The following is a 20,381-nucleotide window of genomic DNA, read 5'->3' on the forward strand; positions in this document are numbered from 1 at the left end:
AGGGAGTTTGGTGAATGCGTAACTCGGGGCTTCTCAAGGGCTTGATGACGACCAGCGGGATCGCGCTGGCGCTGAATGGCTGCGCGACTGGCGGTGGCACGCAGTTGCCGCCAGCCGCTTTCGTCGCCACGCAGGAGCAGCCGGGCGAGGAATATGTCATCGGCCCGCTCGACCAGCTCAACATCTTCGTGTGGCGTAACCCCGAACTGTCGGCGAAGGTGCAGGTGCGCCCCGATGGCCGGATCACCACGCCACTCATCAACGACATGCCCGCCGTCGGCAAGACGCCGGCGATGCTCGCGGACGACATGAAGATCGCGCTCGGCGAATACATCAAGGACCCGATCGTCTCCGTCATCGTAGAGAATTTCTCTGGCACGTTCAGCCAACAGGTCCGCATCGTCGGTGCGACCGCGAAGCCCGCATCGATCCCGTACCGCGCGAACATGACGCTGCTCGACGCGATGATCGCGGTGGGGGGACTAAGCGAATATGCGGCGGGCAACCGTGCCAAGCTCGTCCGCTACGACCGCACCACCGGCAAGCAGGTCGAGTATAACGTCAAGCTGTCCAACCTGCTGAAGAACGGTGATTCGAAGGCGAACGTCCGGCTGGAGCCGGGCGACGTCATCATTATCCCCGAGAGCATGTTCTGAGGGGGCGCGCCGAGTGAACGGTCTCTTTGACGAACTGCGGATCGCGATCCATTCTATCTGGATGCGGCGCTGGCTTGCGCTTGGCGTGGCATGGGGCGTGGCGGTGGTCGGCTGGCTGTTCGTGGCGCAGATCCCAAGCAGCTACGAATCAACCGCGCGCGTGTTCGCGCAGATGCAGACGATCCTGCCGGCGGCGGTGGGCATCACGCCCGCCGACCAGCAGAAGGATCTCGACACGGTTCGCCAGACGCTGACCTCTGCCGACAATCTCGAGAAGGTCGTGCGCGGCACCGATCTCGCCAATACGGTCGCGACCGACAAGGATGTGGCGGACCGGGTGGCGGCGCTCCAGCAGGCGGTGAAGATCACCTCTGAGCAGGACAATACCTTTACCATTTCGGTCGCGCAGCGCAGCCCCAGGATCGCACGGCAGGTGGTGCAGAAGCTGCTCGACCTGTTCGTCGAACAGAACCTTTCCGGTGACAAGGCCGAGACCACCTCGACCCTGCAATTCCTCGACCAGCAGCTCGCGCAGAAGCAGAAGCAGCTTCAGGATGCCGAGACCAAGCGCGAGGCGTTCCAGAACCAGTTCCTCGGTTCGCTGCCCGGTACCGGATCGATCGCGGACCGGCTGGCGGCGGCGCGTGCGCAGATGTCGCAGGTCGACAGCGATCTGGCGGCGGCGCAGTCGAGCCTCGCGGTGGTGAACGGCCAGATGGCGGGCACGCCGGCGAGCGTGCCTGGCGCGGCGGCGAGCGCGGGTAGCGCCGGGCCGGCGCGCGCCCGACTGGCGGCGATCCAGGGCCAACTCGCCGATGCGCGGGCGCGGGGTTATACCGAACAGCACCCGGACGTGGTCGCGCTGAAAAGCCAGTTGGCGGCGGCGCAGGCGGCGGCGCGCAACGAGCCGCTGGTCGGCGGCACGGGCGCGGGCGCACGTGCATCCAACCCGCTATACCTTCAGTTGAAGTCCAATCAGGCTGACAAGCAGGCGCAGGTCGCCGCTGCGCTCAGCCGCAAGCGGCAGTTGCAGGGTGATATCGACGCGATCAGCGCGAAGCTGACCGGGGATTCCTCGCAGATGCAGGAACAGTCGCAAATCGAGCGCGACTATCAGGTGCTGAAGGACAGCTACGACAAGCTGCTCTCCGACCGCGAGGACGTACGCCTGCGCGGGCAGGCGCAATCGCAAACCGACCAGATCAAGTTCAGCGTGCTCGACCAGCCGAGTGCCCCGCGCGTACCGACCTCGCCCAATCGTCCGCTGCTGCTGACCGGTGTGCTGATCGCGGCGCTGGCGGTGGGTGGTGGTGCGGCGTTCGCGATGACGCAGGTGCAGACCACCTTCCCGACCGCGAAGCGGTTGGAGGCGGCTACGGGCCTCAGCGTGATCGGTTCGATCGGCGAAGCGGTAACCAAGGCGCAGATCGCGCAGCGGCGGCGACAGCTTGGCTATTTTGGCGGCGGCGCGGCGGCCCTGGTGGTCGCCTGGGTGGCGTTGCTCGGCGTCGAGATGCTCCAGCGAGGACTTGCGGCATGAACGACCTTACGCCTCGCAAGAAGGGCGGTTCGCTGATCGAGCGTGCCGCCAAGGTGTACGACTTCAACGCCGAACTGCGCGCACGAAACCCGCTGCCGCCGGTGGACGACGCGCCCGCGCCGTTGCCGCTGAAGGTGGTCGAGCCGGTCGTGGCGGAAATACCGGTGTTCACGCCCGCGCCCGTCAGCGGCGCTGTCGCGGTGATCGACCGCGCTATGCTTGCCGCCAACGGGCTGCTGGTGCCGGACGCGCCGGTCGGCGCGCTCGCTGAGGAGTTCCGGCTGGTCAAGCGGCAGTTGATGGTCACCGCGCGCAGCCTTCGCGCTGCCGATGCGGACAAATCGCGCACGATCCTCGTCTGTTCGGCAAAGCCGAACGACGGCAAGACCTATTGCGCGGTCAACCTCGCGATTTCGATGGCGGCGGAGCGTGAGGTCGAGGTGATCCTCGTTGATGCGGACTTCGCCAAGCCCGACGTGATGGCGCGGCTCGGCATTGCCGAGAGCATGGGTCTACTCGACGCGCTTGCCGATCCGGCAGTAGATATTGAGGACTGCGTGGTGCGCACCGATATCGCACAGTTCAGCGTGCTGCCCGCCGGCACCAAGTCGCACAACGACACCGAACTGCTCGGTAGCGCGCGCACCGCCAAGCTGATCGCCCGGCTGCTCGCCGCCGATCCGCGCCGCGTGCTGATCTTCGATTCGCCGCCGGTGCTGGCGGCGTCGCCCGCCGCCGTGCTGGCGCATCACGTCGGGCAGACCGTGATCGTGGTGCGCGCCGACAGGACGGTGGAAAGCGACTTGCGTGAGGCGGTCGCGCTGCTCGACGGGTGCGAGGAAATTCAGCTGTTGCTCAACGCAGTCAGCTATGCGCCCGGCGGCCGCCGTTTCGGCAGCTATTACGGGCAGGAGGAAAGCAAATGAAGGCTCTGCTGCTGAGCGGCGCGGCCTGCGCCGCGCTCATCGCGATCCCTGCACAGGCGCAGCGGTCGAAATCTATCACGCCGTATATCGAGCTTGCGCAGACGGTCGACGCCGATCTCACCAACAACGACGTGCTGACCTATTCCACGATCGCGGCCGGGGTGGATGCCAACATCCACACCACGCGCACCGACGTGCAGGTGAGCTACCGCTACGAACGGCGCATCGCCTGGAACAAGGACATCGGCGATAACGACGTGCACAGCGGCCTTGCTCGCGCCAACGTGCGCGTGGCGCCGGGCGTGAGCATCGAGGGCGGCGCGCTGGCGGTGCGGACGCGGAACGACATCCGTGGTGCCGCGCCGATCAACCTCGCTGCCGATAACGACAACATCAGCCAGGTCTATTCGGTTTATGCCGGGCCGACCGTGGCCACCAATGCCGGCCCGGTGCAGCTCAACGCGGCCTATCGCTACGGCTATACCAAGGTGGAGACGCCGGGTGCGACGTTGGTCGCGCCGGGTGCGCCGAAGCTCGATACCTTCGATATCGAACAGAGCCATGTCGTCACCGCCTCCGCCGGCGTCAAGGCGGGTGAGGTCCTGCCGGTCGGCGTCACTGTCAGCGGCGCATACGAACGCGACACGCAGAACCAGCTTCGTCAGCGTTACGAGGGCAAATACGCGCGCGGTGACGTGGTTCTGCCGGTCACGCGGACGCTCGCGGTACGCGCCGGCGCAGGGTACGAAAACATCAAGGTCACGCAGAAGGATGCGTTGCTGGACGCGGCGGGCAACGTCGTGACCGATCGCAACGGGCGGTTCGTCACCAACGAGGCTTCGCCGCGCCGGATCGCGTACGAGACGGATGGGCTGATCTATGACGCCGGCGTGATCTGGCGGCCGTCGCCGCGCACCTTGCTGACCGCCAACGTCGGCCGACGCTATGGCGGCACGATCTACACCGGATCGTTCTCCTACGCACCGACCCGCTCGGTGAGCCTGCAGATCGGGGTGTACGACGGCGTGACCACGTTTGGCCGTCAGCTTCAGGACGGTATCGGTCGCCTGCCGACCACCTTCATCACGCAGCGCGATGCGTTCGGCCAGCAGTTCGGCGGCTGTACCTTCAGCACCGGCAACTCGGCAGGTGGCTGCCTGAACGGTGCGCTCCAGTCGATTTCGACCTCTGCGTATCGCGCACGCGGCGTCGATGCGATCCTGTCGGCCAGCCGCGGCCCGATCAGCTACGGCGTCGGCGCGGGCTATGCCAACCGCCGTTTCTACGCCCCCGAGGGTGAGGGCTTCACCGTCGACGGCGTCGAGGACGACAGCTATTACGCGCAAGCCTATGTCGGCCTGACGCTCGATCCGGTGTCGAGCATCAACGCGGATATCATCGCGAACTATTATAAGTCGGGGATCGTCGGCTCGCGCGGCATCTACAGCGAGGGCGCAACCGTAAGTTACTACCGCAGCTTCGGACGGTTGGGCGCGAGCGCGACCGCCGGGCTCTACAACTTCAGCCAGCAGGGCCTTCGCGACCAGACCTCCGCGCAGGGTCAGGTCGGCATGCGGTACAGTTTCTGAGGACGAGTGGCATGTACGACGACCATTACGGACTGAACGGGCGGCCGTTCCAGCTCACGCCCGATCCGCGCTTCTGGTACGAGACCGCCACGCACCGCAAGGCGATGGCGTATCTTGGCTATGGCCTCAGCCAGGGCGAGGGCTTCATCGTCATCACCGGCGATGTCGGCGCGGGCAAGACGACTTTGGTCGGCCACCTGATGGCGACTGTCGATCGCGACCGCTTGCAGGCGATCAAGATTGTCTCCACCCAGATCGAGGCGGACGATCTGCTCCGCATGGTCGGCAACGGACTCGATCTGCAGACCGACGGCATGACCAAGGCGCAATTGCTCACCGCGATTGAACGCGGCCTGCACGCCACCGCGCGCAGTGGACGGCGCACGCTGCTGATCGTCGACGAAGCGCAGGCGCTGCCGGTGTCCGCGCTTGAAGAATTGCGGATGCTGTCGAACTTCCAGGCGGGAGGGCATGCGCTGCTGCAGATCTTCCTGCTCGGACAGCCCGAGTTCCGTGAACGGCTGCATGGCTCGGACCGGCTCGAGCAGCTCCGCCAACGCGTGATCGCGACGCATCACCTCGACCCGATGGAGCGCGAGGAAGTCGCACCGTACATGATCCACCGGCTCGGCGTGGTGGGGTGGACCGGGCGCCCGCATTTCACCGATGATGCGTTCGCCGCGCTGTACTCCGGCTCGGACGGCGTGCCGCGCCGGCTCAACCAGCTTGCTGGCCGAGTGCTAATGTTCGGCGCGATCGAGCAGCTCGACACGATTGACGCAGAGGTGGTGAATACGGTGCTGGCCGATATTTCCAACGACACGCCGGCCGAAACGCCTGCGCCGGCGCCAGTCGCCCAGAAAGCATCTGCGCAGCCGCAATCGGCCGTGGTGCGCCCGATCCGACCGGTGGACGCGCTACCCGATCCAGCCTTGCTGGCGCGGATCGAATCGCTTGAATCGCGTGCCGACGAGCCCGGTGCGGACCAGTCGCTGATGCAGGCGATCGCCTCGATCGAGTCGCGGCTGGAGAACGTGTCGGCCGGGCCGCGTGGCGATCGTGGCATCCTCGCACGGTTGACCTCGCTGGAGGCGCGAGTCGAGCAGGTACCGAAGCTGGATCCGGCCTTGCCTGAGCGAATTGCCTCGGTTGAGGCGCGGACCGATCAGATCGCCGGCGTGGTTGCGGATGTCGACCAGATGTTCCGCGAGGATCTCATCACGCTGGGCACGGCGATCGAGCAGACCGCCGCCCGCATCCCGGAGGCTGACGCCGCCGCCCGCGAGCGGCTGGGAGTGCTGGAAGCTCGGTTTGAACAGCTTGCCGCCGATATGGCGATCCCGGCGATCGAGGCGCAGCTTGGGTCGTTGGAGGAACGGTTCGAGGCGCTTGCCGCGCGTCGGCCGGAGGTCGATCCGGCAACCGAGGCACAGCTTGCCGCGCTGGAGGCGCGGCTTGACGAGGTGGCGGGCCGGCCGGTGCAAACCGATCCCGCGGTGACGGATCATCTCGGATCGCTTGAAGCGGCGATGGCGCAACTCTCCGCGCGCCCAAGCGACCTTCCGCCTGCGACAAAGGCGCGGCTTGCCGTCCTGGAGACGCAGGTCGAGGAGGCGCTGGAGGCTTCATCGGCGGGCGACCCCGCCAGCCGCGCGCGCATCGCATCGCTGGAGGCGCGCGTGGAGGAGCAGGACGCGGCGTTGCGGCGCGTCCTGACGCTGCTGGTCGATTGGGTGGAAGGCGAGGGGTCGCACGACATGGCCGGCCTCCGCCGCGATTTGCGCTGACGTCATGCGGCACGCGCTGTCGGTCGATATCGAGGAGTGGTTCCAGGTCGGCGCGTTCGAGCGGGTCATCGCGCCCGCCGACTGGGACCGGCTGGAATCGCGGGTGGAATACAATACCGATGCGGTGCTGGCGCTGTTCGCCGAAAGCGGGGTGAAGGCCACCTTCTTCACGCTCGGCTGGGTGGCGGAGCGGCACCCCGCGTTGATCCGCCGGATCGTCGCGGGCGGGCATGAACTCGCCAGCCACGGCTGGGCGCACACCCGCGTGTTCACGATGACCGCCGATCAGTTCCGCGCCGATATCGTGCGCGCACGAAAGACGCTGGAGGATGCCGGGGGTGTCGCCATCACCGGCTACCGCGCGCCGAGCTTCTCGATCGACAAGCGCACGCCCTGGGCGCACCCGATCCTTGCCGAGGAAGGCTATGCTTACTCGTCGAGCGTTGCGCCGCTGAGGCACGATCATTACGGCTGGCCCGAGGCGCCGCGCTACGCGTTCCGGCCGGTCGCGGACGCGGGGTTGGTCGAGGTGCCGGTGACGGTGGCCGAGTTCGGCCAGCGGCGGATGGCGACCGGCGGTGGCTTCTTCCGGTTGTTCCCGGCGGCGCTGACCAACCATGCAGTGCGGCAGGTATCGGCCGACGGCCAGCCGGCGGTGTTCTACTTCCACCCGTGGGAGATCGACACCGGCCAGCCGCGCGTCGCGGCGGCCCCGCTCAAGTCTCGGTTGCGGCATTACAGCCGGCTCGGCGCGATGGCGGGCAAGCTGCGCGGGCTGATCCGTGCGCATCGCTGGGACCGGATGGACCGTATCGTGGCGGATCTGACGGTGCCTGCGTGACCGTGCCGTTGTTGTCGCCCCCGCTCGGGCTGCGCGCCGCCGATCTGAGCAACGCCGCCGACTGTGAGCGGATCAGCGAATTCGTGCGCGGGCAGGCGGGCGGTACGCCTTTCCACCTGCCGGCGTGGAGCCTTGCGGTGGCGCGAGGGTGCGGGCAGCGCAGCCACACGCTGATCGTCGAACGTGCCGACGGCGGGATCGAGGGCGTGCTGCCGATGACCGAAATCCGTTCGCGTCTGTTCGGGCGGGCGTTGGTCTCGAACGGCTTCGCTGTGGGTGGCGGCATCCTCGCCAGCAACGATGCGGCGGCGGGTGTGCTGGCGGAAGCCGGCTGGGCGCTGGCGCTGAAGCTTGGCGTTTCGAGCCTCGAATTGCGCGGCGGCCTTGTGCCGGGCGGCGATTGGATTGCGGAGGAAGGCGCGTATCTCGGCTTCACTCGCCCGCTCGCGGTGTCGGACGAGGCCGAACTGATGGCCATCCCGCGCAAACAGCGGGCCGAAGTGCGCAAGGCGCGTGCGCTCGATCTCGACGTGTCGGTCGGGAGCGGCAAGGCCGACCGCGAGGCGCATTATACCGTCTACGCCGAATCGGTCCGCAATCTAGGCACGCCGGTGTTCCCGGCAAAGCTGTTCGCGTACGTGCTGGATGCGTTCGGCGATGATGCGGATATCCTGACGATCCGCTCCGCCGGTAAGCCGGTGGCGAGCGTGCTGTCGCTATATCATCGGGGTATCGTCTATCCTTATTGGGGCGGCGGCACGGTCGAAGCCCGCGCGCTGCGGGCCAACGACCGGATGTACTTCGCGCTGATGAGCCATGCCCGCGCACGCGGCTGCTCGACGTTCGACTTCGGGCGATCGAAGGTCGGTACCGGGCCGGCGGCGTTCAAGAAAAATTGGGGTTTCGAGGGTGTGCCGCTGCGCTATGCCAAGCGTGTGAAACCTGGCGAGACTCCGCGCGAGATCAACCCGCTCAGCCCGAAATACCGGCTGCAAGTCGACCTTTGGAAGAAGCTGCCCTTGCGACTTGCGAACATGATCGGTCCGCATATCGCCAAGGGGCTTGGCTGAGCGGTGGACTGACGTATGAGCGACATCCTGTTTTTAGCGCACCGCGTGCCCTATCCGCCGGATCGTGGTGACAAGATCCGGGGTTTCCACGTCCTCCAGCATCTGTGCGGCCATACGCGCGTCCACCTCGTCGCGTTCGCGGACGACGCGCGTGACCTGGAGGCGGGGCCGCCCGCGTGGCTGACGGGGGAACGCAAGGTGCTATGGCGCGGCAAACCCCGCTGGCGCGCGGTGGGCGAAGCGCTGCTCCAGCATCGTCCGGTGTCGCTGACTGCGTTCGACGATGCTGGCGTACGCGATGCGGTGGCAGACATTATGGCGCGGCATGCGATTGACACGATCTACGTGTTCTCGGGTCAGATGGCGCAGTATCTGCCGCCGACGTTGCCCCAGCGCGTGGTGATGGATTTCGTCGATATGGATTCGGCGAAGTTTGCCGATTACGCTGCCGCCGCGCGTGGCCCGTCACGTTGGATGATGGCGCGTGAAGCCAAGATGCTGCAGGCGTTCGAGCGCAGCATCGCGGAGCGCGTGGATGCCAGCCTGTTCGTCAGCACCGCCGAAGCCGCGCTGTTCCGGACTGAAACCGGAGCGGACCGCGTGATGGCGATCGAGAACGGCATCAACACGCAGGTATTCGATCCGGCAGCCGATTTCGCGCGGGCGGACGCTCCGGACGAGGTGATCGTCTTCACCGGCCAGATGGATTACCGCCCGAATATCGAGGCGGTCACGTGGTTCGCCCAGGCGATCCTGCCGCAGATCCGCGCCCGGCGCCCGCAGGCACATTTCGCGATCGTTGGTCGTGCGCCGGCTCAGGCTGTGAAGGCGCTTGCCAAACTCCCAGGCGTGATCGTGACGGGCGAAGTGGCGGACGTGCGCGGCTGGCTTGCCGCCGCGAGCGTGGTGGTCGCGCCGCTGAGATTGGCGCGCGGCATCCAGAACAAGGTGCTGGAGGCGATGGCGATGGCACGGCCCGTGGTCGCCTCCGTGCCCGCCGCGGAGGGTATCGCGCATGCCGGCACGATCCGGGTCGGCGCGGACGCGGCCGAGATAGCCGGAGCGGTGAGCGCGCTGCTTGCCGATCGCGACGCCGCCGCGGCGCTGGGCCAGTCGGCGCGTGCGCAGGTTCAGCGACGCTATAGCTGGGCGGCATGCCTCGCTCCGCTCGACACCGTCGTCGCGGGTGGGGCGCGGCAGGCGGCGTGACATACGCGGTTCCCTCGACCGGCTTTGCGCCGGCCGCCAGCCCGGTGGAGGCGGCGTGGCGCCGTCACCTCGCGGGGCTGGCCGGCGTGGCGGTGGTGATCGTCGCGGCGTTCTGGCACGATGTGATGACGCTGGTGCATCTGTGGTGGACCAGCACGACGTTCGGCCATTGCCTGTTCATCGCACCCGTACTCGCATGGCTCGTCTGGGCGCGGCGCGGCGATCTTGCGAAGCTGACTCCGGTCGGCTGGGTGCCGGGGCTGGTGATCGTCGCATGTGGCGGGATGGGCTGGTTGCTCGGCGATGCCGGCGGCGTCGCACTGGCGCGGCAGCTTGGGCTGGTGATGATGTTGCAAGGGTCGGTGGTGACGCTGCTCGGGCCGAATGTGGCGCGCGGGCTACTGTTTCCGCTGTGCTATGCGGTCTTCCTCGTGCCGTTCGGCGAGGGAATGGAGGGGCCGCTCCAGACCGTGACGGTCGCGATGACGATGCCGATGCTGCACCTGTTCGGTGTGCCGGCGCAGGTCGATGGCGTGCTCATCACCATCCCGAACGGGTATTTCGAAGTGGCGGAGGCGTGCTCGGGCGCGAAGTTCGTGATCGCGATGATCGCTTACGGTACGCTGGTCGCCAACGTCTGCTTCGTATCGTGGAGCAGGCGCGCGGTGTTCATGGTCGTCGCGCTCATCGTGCCGGTGATCGCCAACGGCCTCCGCGCGTTCGGGACGATCTACGCCGCGTACTTGACGTCGGTCGAACGCGCGACGGGGTTCGATCATATCATGTACGGCTGGATCTTCTTCGGGTTAGTAATGGCGGCGGTGATCGCGATCGGCTGGCGCTGGTTCGATCGTGCGCCCGATGCGCCCGTGTTCGATGCGAGCACGCTGCAAGCGGTGCCACGCTTCCGGTTGGATGCTTGGCTTGCGGCGGCGTTGGTGCTGGTGTCGATCGCGGTGTTCCCGGCGTGGAGCGCGGCCATCGCCAATCGTGCGCAAGTCCTGCCCGCGCGGATCGCGCTGCCGGACGTGCCGGGCTGGCACCGCGTGTCGATGAGCGTGCGAGCGCCCTGGGCACCGAACTATCCGGGTGCGGACCATTATCTGATCGGGCGTTACGCCGATGCGAACGGCGACGCTGTCGATCTTGCGATAGCCGTGTATGGGTCGCAGCATGAGGGCAAGGAAATCGTCTCGTTCGGCGTCGGCGCGTTGCGCGAGGATGACGTTTGGGTGCGGATCGAGAACCTGCCCGATCTGGATGGTGGCTCGGTGATCCACGTAACGGCGCCCGGCCCGGTCGAGCGGTTGATCGCGACCTGGTACCTGGTCGGTGATATCGTCACGCACAGCGGCGCGCGGCAAAAGCTGGCGACGCTGCAGGCCAAACTGCTCGGCGGGCCGCAGCGCGCGGTGGCGGTGCATGTCTCGGCCGAAGTGCTGCCGGGGCGAGACGCGCGGGCGGCGATGACGCGGTTCCTGGCCGCGCTTGGTCCGATCGACGCGGTGGCGGATCGCGCCGCCGGGATGCCACGCTAGATGTGCGGGATCGCCGGCCTGTTCTACCCCAATATGCCCAAGCCGGTCGATCCGGCGCGGGTGCGCACGATGACCGACGTGCAGGCGCATCGCGGGCCGGACGGCGGCGAGGTGTGGACTGCGCCCGGGGTCGGACTTGGTCATCGCCGGCTCTCGATCATCGATATTGCCGGCAGTCCGCAGCCGATGCGCAGCGCGGACGGCGCGCTCACCGTCACCTATAACGGCGAAATCTACAACTTCGCCGAACTGCGCGCAGAGTTGCAGGCAAAGGGCGCGCGGTTCCTCACCTCCGGCGATACCGAGGTGCTGCTGCACGGCTGGGCAGCGTGGGGCCCGGCGATGCTGGACCGGCTGAACGGCATGTTTGCGTTCGCGATCCACGATGCCGCGCGCCAGACCCTGTTCATGGCGCGCGACCGCATGGGCGTTAAGCCGCTCCATTATGTTGAGCTGCCCGACGGCGCGGTGGCGTTCGCATCCGAGCTGAAGGGGCTGCTTGCGCATCCGCTGCTGCGACGCGTGCCGCAGATTACCGCGATCGACGATTATCTCGCGTTCGGCTACGTGCCGGACGACACCTGTCTGGTCGCGGGCGTGAAGAAGCTGCCGGCCGGTCATTTCCTGTTGCTCGAACGTGGTAAGCCGGTGCCAGCGCCGTCGCGCTGGTGGGACGTGGACTTCTCGCGCCGCGCCACCGGCAGCCGTAAGGCGCTGGAGGAGGAATTGGTCGAGCGGATGCGTGCCGCCGTGACGATGCGGATGGTCGCCGACGTGCCGCTCGGCGCGTTCCTGTCGGGGGGAGTAGACAGTTCGGCGGTGGTCGCGTTGATGGCGGAAGCCTCGCCGCGTGCGGTGAAAACCTGCACGATCGGCTTTGACGAGGCGGGCGTGGACGAGCGGTCTTACGCGGATGTGATCGCCAGGCGGTTCGCCACCGAACATCGCGAACGGATCGTGTCGCCGCAGGACTTCTCGCTGATCGATACGCTGGTTGCCTCGTTCGACGAGCCGTTTGCGGATGCTTCCGCGCTCGCCACTTACCGGGTGTGCGAACTGGCGCGGGAGACGGTGACGGTGGCGTTATCGGGTGACGGCGCGGATGAGGCGTTTGCGGGCTATCGACGCTACAAGTTCCAGACGGCGGAGGAACGCGTGCGCGCGCTGTTGCCGGCGTCGCTGCGGTCGCGTGTGTTCGGGACGCTCGGGCGGCATTACCCCAAGGCGGACTGGGCGCCGCGCCAGTTGCGCGCCAAGACGACGCTGCTCGCACTCGCCGAGGATGGCGCGGAAGGCTATGCTCGGTCGGTCGGCGTGACAACGCCGGCACTGCGCGCGGCGCTGCTGACCAACGCGGCTCGCCTTGCGCTGGGTGGGCATCGCGCGGAGGATCGTTACGTCCGCTCGATGCGTGACGCACCGGCGCGCGACGCGTTGGATCGGGCGCAATATGCCGATTTCCAACATTGGTTGCCGGGTGACATCCTGACGAAGGCGGACCGCACCAGTATGGCGGTCAGCCTGGAGGCGCGCGAACCGCTGCTCGACTACAAACTGGTTGAGTTCGCCGCAACCTTGCCGGCGGACATGCGGCTGCGCGGCGGGCAGGGCAAATGGCTGATGAAAAAGGCGATGGAACGTTATCTGCCGAAAGATACGTTGTACCGGCCGAAGATGGGGTTTGTCACGCCGATCAGCGCGTGGTTCAGGGGTGCGCTGGCGGATGAAGCGGCGGCGTTGTCACGCTCGCGCACGTTGATCGGTAGTGGATGGTTTGACGCGCGGGCGATCGAGAAGATCGCGACGGATCATCGCGCGGGTCGGGCGGAACACGGTCGGACGTTATGGCAGTTGGTGATGCTCGAACGCAGCATGGCTCGGCTGTTCGGGTAGAAGGCCGCTAGTCCGACATCATGGGCAAAGCCCATGATGTCGGACGCCGACGATGTTTTGCGCCGGCCAGTCCGCTGGACTCAGCAGCCGTTGCGGCGGTTCTGCGCGGCGTCATGCTTCTTGTCGAGGTGACGGCCGAGCAGCGCACCGCCGACACCGCCCGCAACCGTGCCAAGCACGCCGCCGCCGAGTACGTTGCCCAGCACTGCGCCGCCAGCACCGCCAGCGAGCGCGCCGGTGGTGCCCGACGAACGGCGGCAATCCTGATAATAGGTACGGCGGTGATGATACCGGCGCGCGTCGGCTGCGGTCGGCACGATGGCGGCCGACGCCAGGATCGATGCGGTGGTCAGCGAGAGGACGATCTTACGCATGTTTACTGCTCCCTAGAAACTAATGACGGCTGCGAAACGTCCGCAGCCGTCTTAGGTTTCATGGAGCAATGCAGATTAACCGAACATGGCATTCCTGTTAATCGAAGGATGCGCCCCAGCGCCGCTTTACGCGATCCTTCCACAGCCCGCGATGATAAGCGTCCGACGCCAGCAGCGGCATCACCGAACCGGCTTCGGCGAACACCATCTGCTCGATTGCGGTGTTAACCTTGCCCCACGAGGCGGCTTCCTGAAGCGTCGAGGAAGAACACGCACCGTCACGCACGTCCGCCACGGTGATCTGCACCGCATACTTATGCACCTGCACGTCGTCATGGCCGAGGATCTCCGCGCACACCACCGTGTCCTGGATGAAGTTCTTGGGCACACCGCCGCCGATCATCAGCAGGCCGGTGACACCCGCCTTGATCTTGATCTCGGTCAGCTCGCGGAAGTCGGCGATCGCGTCGAGCACCATGTACGGCTTGCCGGCTTTCACCGAGTCGACCTGATGCTTGACGAGACCAAAGCCAGCCGAAGAGTCGACGAAGGCCGGGCAGAAGATCGGCACGTCATGCTCATAGGCGAGCTTGACGAGGCTGTTGTCCTTCTTGCCGTGCTCGACGAGGTACTTGCCCATCTCGCGGATGAACTCGCGGCTGGAATACGGGCGCGGCTCCAGCGTCTCGGCGATCTCGAAGATCGTGTGGTCGACGTGCTGGAGCTGTTCCTCGTCGATGTACGTGTCGTAGATCCGGTCGATCAGCAGCGAACGCAGCGTGTCGTCGTCCGGCACTTCCAGCGCCTGGTAATGCTTGTGACCGAGGCCCTCGAAGAAATCCATGTCAACGATCGACGCGCCGGTCGCGACGATGCCGTCGATCATGTTGTTGCGCAGCAGTTCTGCGTAGAGGTCCATGCAGCCGCCCGCCGACGTAGAACCGGCGATGACGAGGAAGATCGAGCAATCCGGATCGGCGAGCATCTGGTTGTAGATGTCGGTCGCGCGGCCGAGGTCGCGGCTGGTGAAGCTCATCTTCTTCATCGCATCGACGATCGGACGCGCGTCGAACTTTGTGATGTCGATATGCTCTACCGTGGTCGAAAGCAGTTCGGCCTTGCGGTTGGTATTGAGGGGTTCGGTCATGGGGACTCCCAATCGTCTCATGCACCGCCGTCGTTGTAAGGGGACGCGGAAACCCATGTGGAGGCGGCACGCCGAAGCGCGCCGCCCCTAACCGATTAAGTCTATGAAAAGCCTGTTACAGCTTCACGACGTTCGAAGCGACCTCTGCTTCGTCCTCGCCGTACAGCGACACCATCGGTTCATCCCCGACGATCACCGTCTCGTCCGATCCGAACCCGTTGAACGCGGTCCGCATCGCCGAGCCATACGCGCCGAGCATGCCGATCTCGAAGTAATCGCCCGCCTTGGTATCGGCGGGCAAGTAGAACGGCCCCGCCATGTAATCCATGTCGTCGCAGGTCGGCCCGTAGAAGCTGAACGGCATCAGCTTGGCATGGCTGTCCGGCTCGCGCAGGAGCTGGGTCGGGAAACGCCAGTCGATGTGCGCCGCATCGAACAGCGCGCCGTACGCGCCGTCGTTGATGTACAGCTCGTCGCCACGGCGCTTTTCGACGCGCACCAGGATCGAGCTGTACTCCGCGCACAATGCCCGTCCCGGCTCAGCCCACAGTTCGGCCGAATAGCTGACCGGCAGCGATTCGAACGCACGGTGGATCGTCTCGAAATAGCGTTCGAGCGGGGGTGGCTCCATGCCCGGATAGGACGAGGGGAAACCACCGCCGACGTCGATCACGTCGACCGTCACCGCCGCCTCGACGATTGCCGCGCGCACGCGCTCCATTGCGTTCGTATAGGCTTCCGGTGTCATCGCCTGGCTGCCGACGTGGAAGCAGATGCCGAGCGCGTCGGCAACCTGACGGGTGCGGAACAGCAGTTCCTTCGTCTCGCCGGGAGCGGCTCCGAATTTGGATGCGAGGCTGAGCTTCGAATGTTCCGAGGACACGCGCAACCGGACGCACAACGTGAGGTCTTCCGCTCCTCGTGTCGCGCGGACGATCTTGTCCAGTTCCTCGGTCGAATCGAGCGAGAAGGTGCGGACGCCGTGCGTGAAATACGCCTCGGCGATCGCTTCCTCGGCCTTGACCGGATGCATGAAGCACAGGGTCGCTTCCGGAAGCGTACGCGCGACGAGCCTGACCTCGGCGATCGAGGCGACGTCGTACTGCGTGATGCCACTGTCCCACAGAATCTGCAGGAGTGCGGGCGACGGGTTCGCCTTCACCGCATACATCGAGCGACCCGGAAACTTCTCGACGAAGAAACGAGCGGCACGCGATGCGGCGTGCGGACGAACGAGCGTGACCGGCTGAACCGGTCCGTGCTTAGCGATATCGACACCGGTGACGGTGGTCGAAATGGTGGTCGCTAACCCCAGCGCGCGATGATGCTTGTGCAACTCAAGGGACCTCCAATGTCGTGAGACAAGACGAAAAAAGCTGCCTTGCGGTTGGAAGTCCCATGGGGCAGCGGAAGCGCGAGATAGGATCGACGTTTTCGGATGTAAAGCGGTTTTGATTGGTCGGAGACAGAGTGTGACGATTTTACGACAACCGACCCGCGCAGGGGTGCGAGATGCCGCAGCGAAGATGGCGGCAATCGTGCCGCCGACGCCCCTTTTTATAGCGGATTTTCAGGGTGTTCCGATCGCCTTCAAAGCCGAATCGCTGCAGCCGGTGGGTGCGTTCAAAGTGCGCGGCGCATGGCACCGACTGACCGCGATCGATGCGGATCAGCGTCTGCGCGGGGTGGTGGCGTTTTCCTCGGGCAACCATGCGCAGGGCGTGGCGTGGGCGGCGAAACGGCTCGGCATGCCGGCGACGATCGTGATGCCCGCCGATGCACCCAGGTCTAAGCGCGAGGGTACGCTCGCGCTCGGGGCGGAGATTGTCAGCTACGACCGCGCGAGCGAGAGTCGCGAGACGATCGCGGCACGACTCGCCGAAGCACGAGGGGCGGTACTGGTGCCGAGTTTCGACGATCCGTGGATTATCGAAGGGCAGGGCAGCGCGGGTATCGAGGCTGCGGCGCAGATGGCGGAACATGGGCTCGGAGCGGTAACACAGGCGGTCGTGCCGTGCGGCGGCGGCGGGCTGGCGGCGGGCATCACGCTCGCGCTGCCCGATGCCGAGATCACCGTTGTCGAGCCGGAGGGCTGGGACGATATGCGGCGCAGTCTGGAGGCGGGGTGGATCGAGCCGGTCGGCAAAGCGCCGCCGCCGACCGCGTGCGATTCGCTTCAGACGCTGCGCGTGTCGCCGCTCACGTTCGACGTCCTGTCCGGGCGCGGCGTCGAGGGGCTGGCGGTGAGTGAGGCGGAGATCCGGGTCGCGCAACGCTGGGCAGCGGAGCGGCTGCGGCTGGTGGTGGAGCCGGGCGGTGCGGTGGCGCTGGCGGCGCTGCTTGCCGGCAAGGTGACGCCGGTGGCGGGGATGCTGGTGGTACTGTCCGGCGGGAACGTGGATCTGGCGGCATATGGCCGCGTGCTGGCAGGGCGCGATTGACCAGAGTGGCGCGGCATGGGCAAAGCCCATGCCGTCGGTCGGCGCTGGAGCGCCGCCGGCCGGCTCGACGGCGCGGGCGCGGATCAGCTTCGCTAATCCGCTGCTCCTGACTCACCTTATGGGTGAGTTAGGGTCGAGCCGCATATCGAGATATTTGTCCACGCTGCCCATCAGGTCGGGCATCTCATGTTCGAAGAAGTGGTTCGCCTTCGGGATGGTGTCGTGGTGGATGGTGATGTGCTTCTGCGTGCGCAGCTTGTCGACCAGCTTCTGCGTGGCGGCCGGCGGCGAGACCTCGTCGTTCTCGCCCTGAATGATGATGCCACTGGCCGGGCACGGCGCCAGGAACGTGAAGTCATACATGTTGGCCGGCGGTGCCACCGAAATGAAGCCGCGGATCTCTGGACGGCGCATCAGCAATTGCATGCCGATCCACGCGCCGAAGCTAAAACCCGCGATCCAGGTGGTCGAGGCTTCGGGGTGGAAGCTCTGCACCCAATCGAGCGCGCTCGCCGCGTCGGACAGTTCGCCGACGCCGTTGTCGAACGTCCCCTGGCTCTTCCCGACGCCGCGAAAATTGAACCGCAGTGTCGCAAAGCCGCGCCGCTGGAACGTCTTGTACAGTTCCTGCACGATGCGATTGTTCATCGTGCCGCCCGCTGTCGGATGCGGATGCAGGATCATCGCGACCGGCGCGCGCGGACGCGGTGCGGGGGAGAAACGGCCTTCGAGACGGCCATCGGGGCCGGGGAAAATGACTTCGGGCATCGAACCTGCTGACAAATAATTGGGGCGCGTAAGGACACGCGGAAGTTGCGCGCTATATAGGCACAGCGCGCGCAGGCGCAATCATTGTGAACCGGAGCCCGATTGGCCGACCGTCTCTATCTCGATCATGCCGCCACTACGCCGATGCTGCCGGAGGCGCGGGACGCTGTCGTCGCCGGCCTGGCGCATTGGGCGAACCCGTCGTCTCCGCATGCCGAGGGGCGCGCGGCGCGAGCGGCGCTAGAGCGGGCACGACGTGGGATCGCCGCCGCCTATGCCTGGCGCGGCGAGGTGCTGTTGACCAGCGGTGCAAGCGAATCATTGGCGATCGCGCTCGGCCGATCGGTGATCGAGCGACGGGTGATCGGCGCGACCGAGCATGACGCAGCGATCCGCGCCGCGCCGTGTGCGGAAATCGTGCCGGTCGGACCCGATGGCGTCATCGACTGCGCCGCGCTGGCGATGTCGCTGGCGACGCCGGGGCTGGTGGCGGTGCAATGGGCCAACAGCGAAACCGGCGTGCGCCAGCCCCTCGCCGAGATCGCCTCAATCGTTCATGCAGCGGGCGGGCTGCTGCTGGTCGACGCGACGCAAATGCCTGCGGGCGCCGATCCGGACCTCGCGGGCTTGGCCGACTTCATCGCGATCTCGGCGCACAAGCGTGGCGGTCCGCCGGGGATCGGCGCGTTGCTGGTTCGCGACTTGGCCACACTGTCCCCGGTCGGCGGGCAGGAGCGGGGCTATCGCGCCGGGACGGAGAACCTGCCGGGCGCGCTTGGCTATGCGGCGGCGCTGGCAGTGCCGGAACCGGTCGGGCGGCTTGCTGCCCTGCGCGCCCGGCTAGACGATGCGATCGCGCGCTCCGGTGGCGAAATCGTCGCGGCTGGCGCGGCCAGAAATCCCGCGATCGGATCGTACCGGATGCATGGCGCGGCGGCGGCGACCCAGTTGATCCGCTTCGACATGGTCGGCATCGCGGTGTCGGCGGGGAGCGCGTGCTCGTCGGGCAGCATGAAGCCAAGCCACGTTCTGACCGCGATGGGCTGGGATACGGATGCGAGCCGTGAGGTGATCCGCGTCAGCTTCGGTCGGGCAACGACGGAGGCGGATGTCGACCGCTTCGTTGCGGAGTGGCGCAGCATCTCGCGCGGCATGGGCAGGTTCGCGGCGTGATCTACCTCGATTATCAGGCGACCACAGCGCTTGCGCCCGAAGCGTTCGAAGCGATGGTGCCGTGGCTGCGTGACGACTTCGCCAATCCGCACTCCGCGCACGCGGGCGGACGCAGGGCCAAGGCGGCGGTGGAAGTCGCGCGCGCGCAGGTGGCCGCGCTGCTGCCGCCGGGCGGCCGCGTCGTCTTCACCAGCGGTGCGACCGAGGCGCTGAATTGGGCGATCAAGGGCACATGCGGCGGCATCGTCACGCTGGCGAGCGAACATGCGGCGGTGCTGGATACGGTGGAGGCGGTACGCTGCGGCGGACGCGAGGCGTTGGTGTTGCCGGTGAACCGCGACGGGCGGGTGGAACCTGATCATGTGGCCGCATCTGGAACCGGACTGGTAGCGGCGATGCTGGTCAACAATGAGATTGGCACCATCCAGCCGATCGCCGCTCTTGCCGCGCGGGCAAAGGCGGCGGGTGCGGTCATGCTGTGCGATGCGGTGCAGGGCTTCGGGCGTGTTCCGTTACCCCATGGCTGCGATCTGATCGCCATATCGGCGCACAAGATACATGGTCCGAAAGGGGTCGGTGCCTTGTGGATTCGCGATGGCATCGTGTTGACGCCGCTGCTGCACGGCGGCGGGCAGGAGGAAGGCGGGCGATCCGGTACTCTTTCCCCGGCGTTATGTGTCGGCTTTGGCGTCGCCGCGCTGCTTGCGCAGGACCGATATGCGCCGGACGCCGCCCATGCCGATCGGCTGTTCGACGCCTCACTCGATCGGTTCGCCGCCCGGGGGTGGATGCTAAATGGCTCGGCTGAGCATCGCTACAAGGGCAATCTGAACGTGCGACGAGACGGGCTGGACGTGGCGCGGCTGATGTCTCAACTGCGTGACATCGCCTTTTCCGCCGGCTCGGCCTGCGCGAGCGGATCGGGCCGGCCAAGCCACGTGCTGCGCGCGATCGGCCTTACGGACACGCAGGCTCGTACCAGTATCCGCATCGGCTTCGGCCGCTATACCAAGGAGGCCGACCTGATCGACGCCACCGATCGCATCATCGCCGCCGCCGACGCGCAACGTGTCGCGGCATGATCTGCGTCACGTTTATCGCCGCCGACGGTACGCGCAGCATGGCGCAGGCGCAGCCGGGCGATCGGTTGCTCGAAGTCGCGCAAAATGCCGGTCAGCCGCTCGAAGGGACGTGCGAGGGGCAGATGGCGTGCTCGACTTGCCACGTCATCGTCGACGGCGCCGATTTCGCCAACTTACCACCGGCGAGTGAGAATGAAGAGGATTTGCTGGACCTGGCCAGTGGCGCCACGCGCTACAGTCGGCTCGCCTGCCAGATCCGGCTCGAACGTGCCATCACGATCAGAATTCCGGCGCAATCGCGGAACATGCATGGTCGGTGATCATTACGCTCCCGTGCCCTCAAGGTA

17 protein-coding genes and 1 pseudogene are annotated in these 20,381 nt (G+C 66.4%); 14 read left to right on the forward strand and 4 right to left on the reverse strand.

The genetic code is table 11. From position 1 onward, the window contains the following. Positions 1–14: 14 nt before the first annotated feature. The 10 genes and pseudogenes from L8F97_RS00715 to L8F97_RS00760 all read left to right on the forward strand — a co-directional run bounded on the left by L8F97_RS00715 (position 15) and on the right by L8F97_RS00760 (position 13,049). Positions 15–656: an XrtA/PEP-CTERM system exopolysaccharide export protein gene (locus L8F97_RS00715; RefSeq protein ID WP_242146086.1), complete on the forward strand. Its 642-nt coding sequence runs from the start codon at positions 15–17 to the stop codon at positions 654–656. 13 nt (positions 657–669) lie between these two features. Next, positions 670–2,196, forward strand: a complete 1,527-nt coding sequence (locus L8F97_RS00720; protein ID WP_242146087.1) for an XrtA system polysaccharide chain length determinant — start codon at positions 670–672, stop codon at positions 2,194–2,196. Further along, positions 2,193–3,122: an AAA family ATPase gene (locus L8F97_RS00725; RefSeq protein WP_242146088.1), complete on the forward strand. Its 930-nt coding sequence runs from the start codon at positions 2,193–2,195 to the stop codon at positions 3,120–3,122. The genes L8F97_RS00720 and L8F97_RS00725 overlap by 4 nt, the downstream gene beginning before the upstream one ends. Further along, positions 3,119–4,711 (forward strand): hypothetical protein, encoded by a 1,593-nt coding sequence (locus tag L8F97_RS00730; protein ID WP_242146089.1) that lies wholly within the window; start codon positions 3,119–3,121, stop codon positions 4,709–4,711. The genes L8F97_RS00725 and L8F97_RS00730 overlap by 4 nt, the downstream gene beginning before the upstream one ends. Before the next feature lie 11 nt (positions 4,712–4,722). Next, a pseudogene (locus L8F97_RS22810) lies at positions 4,723–5,652 on the forward strand (XrtA/PEP-CTERM system-associated ATPase); the annotation flags it as partial. 850 nt (positions 5,653–6,502) lie between these two features. Beyond that, positions 6,503–7,339: an XrtA system polysaccharide deacetylase gene (locus L8F97_RS00740; RefSeq protein WP_242146091.1), complete on the forward strand. Its 837-nt coding sequence runs from the start codon at positions 6,503–6,505 to the stop codon at positions 7,337–7,339. Further along, a complete protein-coding gene (locus L8F97_RS00745; protein ID WP_242146092.1) occupies positions 7,336–8,409 on the forward strand; it encodes a FemAB family XrtA/PEP-CTERM system-associated protein in 1,074 nt (357 codons plus the stop codon). Before L8F97_RS00740 ends, L8F97_RS00745 begins: the two co-directional genes overlap by 4 nt. A gap of 15 nt (positions 8,410–8,424) precedes the next feature. After that, on the forward strand, positions 8,425–9,618 hold the full coding sequence (locus tag L8F97_RS00750; protein WP_242146093.1) for a TIGR03087 family PEP-CTERM/XrtA system glycosyltransferase: 1,194 nt from the start codon (positions 8,425–8,427) through the stop codon (positions 9,616–9,618). Then, positions 9,615–11,156, forward strand: coding sequence for an exosortase A (xrtA, locus tag L8F97_RS00755; protein WP_242146094.1), 1,542 nt, complete (start codon positions 9,615–9,617; stop codon positions 11,154–11,156). Before L8F97_RS00750 ends, xrtA begins: the two co-directional genes overlap by 4 nt. After that, the gene (locus L8F97_RS00760; protein WP_242146095.1) at positions 11,157–13,049 is read left to right on the forward strand and encodes an XrtA/PEP-CTERM system amidotransferase; all 1,893 of its coding nucleotides are present in this window, start codon (positions 11,157–11,159) and stop codon (positions 13,047–13,049) included. An 80-nt stretch (positions 13,050–13,129) separates the two neighbouring features. Here L8F97_RS00760 and L8F97_RS00765 read toward each other — a convergent pair whose 3' ends face one another. The 3 genes from L8F97_RS00765 to L8F97_RS00775 all read right to left on the reverse strand — a co-directional run bounded on the left by L8F97_RS00765 (position 13,130) and on the right by L8F97_RS00775 (position 15,906). Further along, positions 13,130–13,423: a hypothetical protein gene (locus tag L8F97_RS00765; RefSeq protein WP_242146096.1), complete on the reverse strand. Its 294-nt coding sequence runs from the start codon at positions 13,421–13,423 to the stop codon at positions 13,130–13,132. A 97-nt stretch (positions 13,424–13,520) separates the two neighbouring features. Then, positions 13,521–14,570, reverse strand: a complete 1,050-nt coding sequence (locus L8F97_RS00770) for a 1,9-bis(guanidino)-5-aza-nonane synthase (protein WP_242146097.1) — start codon at positions 14,568–14,570, stop codon at positions 13,521–13,523. 115 nt (positions 14,571–14,685) lie between these two features. Continuing rightward, on the reverse strand, positions 14,686–15,906 hold the full coding sequence (locus tag L8F97_RS00775; protein WP_242146098.1) for a type III PLP-dependent enzyme: 1,221 nt from the start codon (positions 15,904–15,906) through the stop codon (positions 14,686–14,688). A gap of 190 nt (positions 15,907–16,096) precedes the next feature. Here L8F97_RS00775 and L8F97_RS00780 point away from each other — a divergent pair, with 190 nt between their 5' ends. Then, positions 16,097–17,011, forward strand: coding sequence for a threonine/serine dehydratase (locus L8F97_RS00780; RefSeq protein ID WP_242147064.1), 915 nt, complete (start codon positions 16,097–16,099; stop codon positions 17,009–17,011). Between the two features lie 111 nt (positions 17,012–17,122). Here L8F97_RS00780 and L8F97_RS00785 read toward each other — a convergent pair whose 3' ends face one another. Beyond that, the gene (locus L8F97_RS00785) at positions 17,123–17,779 is read right to left on the reverse strand and encodes an alpha/beta hydrolase (RefSeq protein WP_242146099.1); all 657 of its coding nucleotides are present in this window, start codon (positions 17,777–17,779) and stop codon (positions 17,123–17,125) included. A gap of 102 nt (positions 17,780–17,881) precedes the next feature. Here L8F97_RS00785 and L8F97_RS00790 point away from each other — a divergent pair, with 102 nt between their 5' ends. Genes L8F97_RS00790 through L8F97_RS00800 form a run of 3 tightly spaced genes read left to right on the forward strand, consistent with a single transcriptional unit; the run spans position 17,882 to position 20,354 of the window. Beyond that, positions 17,882–18,952, forward strand: a complete 1,071-nt coding sequence (locus L8F97_RS00790) for a cysteine desulfurase family protein (protein ID WP_242146100.1) — start codon at positions 17,882–17,884, stop codon at positions 18,950–18,952. Further along, the gene (locus L8F97_RS00795) at positions 18,949–20,034 is read left to right on the forward strand and encodes a cysteine desulfurase family protein (protein WP_242147066.1); all 1,086 of its coding nucleotides are present in this window, start codon (positions 18,949–18,951) and stop codon (positions 20,032–20,034) included. The genes L8F97_RS00790 and L8F97_RS00795 overlap by 4 nt, the downstream gene beginning before the upstream one ends. Beyond that, the gene (locus tag L8F97_RS00800) at positions 20,031–20,354 is read left to right on the forward strand and encodes a 2Fe-2S iron-sulfur cluster-binding protein (RefSeq protein ID WP_242146101.1); all 324 of its coding nucleotides are present in this window, start codon (positions 20,031–20,033) and stop codon (positions 20,352–20,354) included. The genes L8F97_RS00795 and L8F97_RS00800 overlap by 4 nt, the downstream gene beginning before the upstream one ends. Positions 20,355–20,381: the final 27 nt, after the last annotated feature.

The sequence above is a fragment of the Sphingomonas sp. BAUL-RG-20F-R05-02 genome (assembly GCF_022662305.1).
Taxonomy (GTDB): Bacteria; Pseudomonadota; Alphaproteobacteria; order Sphingomonadales; family Sphingomonadaceae; genus Sphingomonas.